This is a genomic window from Frankia sp. AiPs1 (genome assembly GCF_023716945.1).
GTDB lineage: Bacteria > Actinomycetota > Actinomycetes > Frankiales > Frankiaceae > Frankia.
In genome coordinates this window covers 1-3,769 of record NZ_JAMQQF010000576.1, presented here as the reverse complement: position 1 = coordinate 3,769, position 3,769 = coordinate 1, and the positions used below count along the sequence as shown (strand labels likewise).

General features: G+C 71.4%; 4 protein-coding genes. 2 read left to right on the top strand and 2 right to left on the bottom strand.

Going from position 1 to position 3,769, the window contains the following annotated elements:
- Positions 1 to 152: 152 nt before the first annotated feature.
- Together ND748_RS27640 and ND748_RS27635 are read right to left on the bottom strand one after the other, a co-directional pair.
- A complete protein-coding gene (locus ND748_RS27640; protein WP_251749137.1) occupies positions 153 to 407 on the bottom strand; it encodes a Txe/YoeB family addiction module toxin in 255 nt (84 codons plus the stop codon).
- Entirely contained in the window at positions 404 to 655 is a 252-nt protein-coding gene (locus ND748_RS27635; RefSeq protein ID WP_041939128.1) for a type II toxin-antitoxin system prevent-host-death family antitoxin, read from the bottom strand. Before ND748_RS27635 ends, ND748_RS27640 begins: the two co-directional genes overlap by 4 nt.
- 151 nt (positions 656 to 806) lie before the next feature.
- Between ND748_RS27635 and ND748_RS27630 the strand changes: the two genes are divergently transcribed.
- Both ND748_RS27630 and ND748_RS27625 read left to right on the top strand, forming a co-directional pair.
- Positions 807 to 3,131 (top strand): FdhF/YdeP family oxidoreductase, encoded by a 2,325-nt coding sequence (locus ND748_RS27630; RefSeq protein WP_251749136.1) that lies wholly within the window; start codon positions 807 to 809, stop codon positions 3,129 to 3,131.
- On the top strand, positions 3,131 to 3,769 hold a 639-nt coding region (locus ND748_RS27625), incomplete at its 3' end, for a formate dehydrogenase accessory sulfurtransferase FdhD (RefSeq protein ID WP_251749135.1). The genes ND748_RS27630 and ND748_RS27625, both read left to right, overlap by 1 nt.

Below are 3,769 nucleotides of genomic sequence, written 5' to 3'. Positions count from 1 at the left end.
GGCCACCGCCGCCGCCCTCGACGCGATCCGCGACTCCGCCGACGCCGCCGAGGGCGTCCGCGCGTTCCTGGCGAAGCGCCCACCCGTCTGGACCGGCCGGTAGGCCGCCGCGGCCGCGGCGTCCCTCTGGGGGAAAGACATCTTCCGACGTCTCAGTAGTGGTACCTGCACTGAGCTATGCGGATCTGGTCTTCGCTGATCTTGTAGATCAGTCGATGTTCGTCGTTGATGCGCCGGGACCAGTAGCCCTGGAAGCCGTGCTTCAGAGGCTCGGGCTTGCCGATGCCGTCGTTACCGTTCCGGGTGATGTCCTGGATCAGGAGGTTGATGCGCTTGAGGATCTTGCGGTTCTCCGTCTGCCACCAGATGTAGTCCTGCCACGCGTTCTCGTCCCAGACGAGCTTCACTCGGCGAGGTCGCGTACGGTGCCGGCGCCGTTTTCGAGGCGATCGATGGCGGCCAGGAGCCGGCGGGCGTTCTCGGGGCTGCGGAGAAGGTACGCCGTCTCCTTGAGGGACTGGTAGTCATCCAGGGAGACGATGACGACCGGTTCGTGGCCGGCCCGGGTGATGACGATCTCCTCGCGGTCGTCCGCCACCGCGGTGAGGACCTCGGCATAGCGTGCACGTGACTCCGAGTAGCTCATCGTCTTCACAGTGCCTCCCCTTGTACAGAAAATTGTACCCGGGGGCGAGTGTACGTCCCGCCGACAGTCATGGCGGAGAAGCGGGTGTCGCGGGGTGGCCGCCGGGCCTGGCGGTTGCCGATGGTGGTGTCCGACCTCGATCGCGAGGATGGTGGAGGCCATGGGACGAGGCGGCGGGGACCTGGAGGACGAGGACGCCCGGTTGCGGGTGGGGGCGCCCGCGACGTCGGCGGCCGGGTTGCCGGGGGTGGGGCACGCGCTGGCGCAGTCGTGGGAGCGGATGGGGCCGGGCCGGGCGGTGCGGACGCTGCGGCTGGTCAACCAGGACCACGGGTTCGACTGTCCGGGGTGTGCGTGGCCGGAGCCGGCGCCGGGGGAGCGGTCCGTCGTCGAGTTCTGCGAGAACGGCGCGAAGGCGGTGGCGGAGGAGGCGACCCGCAGCCGGGTGACGCGGGAGTTCTTCGCGGCGCATCCGGTGTCCGACCTCGCCGGCCGCTCCGGCCACTGGCTGGGCAGCCGGGGGCGGATCGTCGAGCCGGTGTACAGGGCGCCGGGTGCGGATCACTACCGCCCGGTCGGCTGGGACGAGGCGTTCGGGATCGTCGCCGCCGAACTGTCGGCACTCGACAGCCCGGACGAGGCGGCGTTCTACACCTCCGGGCGCACCAGCAACGAGGCCGCGTTCGTGTGGCAGCTGTTCGCGCGGATGTTCGGGACGAACAATCTGCCGGACTGCTCCAACATGTGTCATGAGTCGTCCGGGGCGGCGTTGACCTCGACGATCGGCGTGGGTAAGGGGTCGGTGACGTTGGCGGATCTGGAGTCCGCCGATCTGGTGCTGGTGGTGGGGCAGAATCCGGGGACGAACCATCCGCGGATGTTGAGCTCGTTGGAGCGGGTGAAGCGGGCCGGGGGCAGTATCGTCGCGATCAATCCGTTGCCGGAGGCGGGGTTGCTGCGTTTTCGCAATCCGCAGCACGCCCGGGGGATGGTGGGGCGTGGCACGGCGTTGGCCGACCAGTTCCTGCAGATCCGACTGAACGGCGACATGGCGCTGTTCCAGGCGTTGTCGCGGCGGCTGCTGGCCGCGGAGGACGCCGCCCCCGGCACGGTGCTCGACCACGCCTTCCTCGCCGAGCACACCAGCGGCTTCGCCGAGTTCGCCACGCATGTTCGTGGGCATCTCACCGAGGCCGACGTCGCCGCGGCGACGGGGCTCGCCGCCGCCGAGATCGACGAGCTGGCCGGCCGGGTCCTGGCGGCGGAGCGGGTCGTGGTGTGCTGGGCGATGGGGCTGACCCAGCACGCGAACTCCGTCGCGACGATTCAGGAGGTCGTCAACTTTCTGCTGCTGCGGGGGAACATCGGCCGGCCCGGGGCGGGGGTGTGCCCGGTACGCGGGCATTCCAACGTCCAGGGCGACCGTACGATGGGAATCTGGGAGAAGATGCCCGACGCGTTCCTCGACGCGTTGGGCACCGAGTTCTCCTTCGCTCCGCCGCGTGCGCACGGCCACGACGTGGTGGAGACGATCCGGGCGATGCGCGCCGGTCGGGTGCGGGTGTTCTTCGGCCTCGGTGGAAATTTCGTCGCGGCCGGTCCGGATTCGGCGGTGACCGAGGCGGCGATGCAGGCGTGTCGGCTGACGGTGCAGGTGTCGACGACACTGAACCGTTCCCATGCGGTGACGGGACAGGCGGCGTTGATCCTGCCGACGTTGGGGCGCACCGAGGTCGATCTGCAGGCGGGTGGGGTGCAGCAGGTCAGCGTCGAGGATTCGATGGGCATGGTGCACGCCTCCCGTGGCACGCTGCCCCCGGCCGGCGCGGACCTGCGTTCCGAGGTCGCGATCGTCTGCGGGCTGGCCGAGGCCGCCCTCGCCGGCCGGGCGGACGACTCGGTGGACTGGGCCGGGTTGGCCGGCGACTACCGACGGATCCGCGGTCACATCGCCCGGGTGGTGCCGGGATTCGAGGACTTCGATGCCCGGCTCGCCGCGCCGGGTGGCTTCCAGCTTCCGCATCCGCCGCGCGACAGCCGCACCTTCCCGACGCCGGACGGGCGGGCGGCGTTCACCGCGAACGTCTGCGACGTCCTGGACGTCCCCGCGGGGCATCTGCTGCTGCAGACGGTGCGTTCGCACGACCAGTACAACACGACGATCTACGGGATGGACGATCGTTACCGCGGGATCCGCCGGGGCCGCCGCGTCGTGTTCGTCCACCCGGACGACCTCGCCGCGCTCGGCCTCGCCGACGGGGTGCACGTCGATCTCGTCGGGGTGTGGACGGACGGGGAACGGCGGGCGGAGAACTTCCGGGCGGTGGCCTACCCGACCGCCCGGGGTTGCGCCGCCGCCTACTTCCCCGAGACCAACGTCCTGGTCCCGCTGGACTCGACCGCCGCCCGCAGCAACACCCCGACCTCCAAGTCGCTGATCATCCGGCTGGAGCCGGCGCGCGGGCCGGTGGGAGGGGCACGCTGATGGGGCGGGCGACCGCCCGACGCAGAGTCACCCGGGTTCGGCCCGGGGTCGCCACGGCCGTCCGCCCGGACACGCTGGTCGGCGAGGAGCCGCTGGAGATCCGGGTGGGCGGGCGGGCGCTGGCGGTGACGATGCGCACCCCCGGCGACGACATGGATCTGGCGCTGGGGTTCCTGCTCGGCGAGGGCATGATCGCCGGGGCCGCCGACGTGGCGTCGATGCGCTACTGCACCGGGAGAGACGGCGCACTAGGCACAGACGGCGCGCAAGGCACAGACGGCGCACTCGGCAGCGACGGCGCACCGGGCAGCGGCGGCGTATCTGGGCGGGACGGCGTATCTGGGCGGGACGGCGCGGTCGACGCCGACGGCCGCCCGACCTACAACGTGCTCGACGTGGTGCTGGCCCCCGGGGTCGCCGCGCCCGAGGTCGACCTGACCCGCAACTTCTACACCACCAGCTCCTGCGGCCTGTGCGGGAAGGCCAGCATCGATGCGGTCCGGCTGCGCAGCCGGTTCACCGTCGCCGACGACCCGCTGTGCCTCGACGCGGCGACCGTGACCGGCCTGCCCGACGCCCTGCGGGCGGGGCAGCGGCTGTTCGCCACCACCGGCGGACTCCACGGCGCCGCGCTGGCC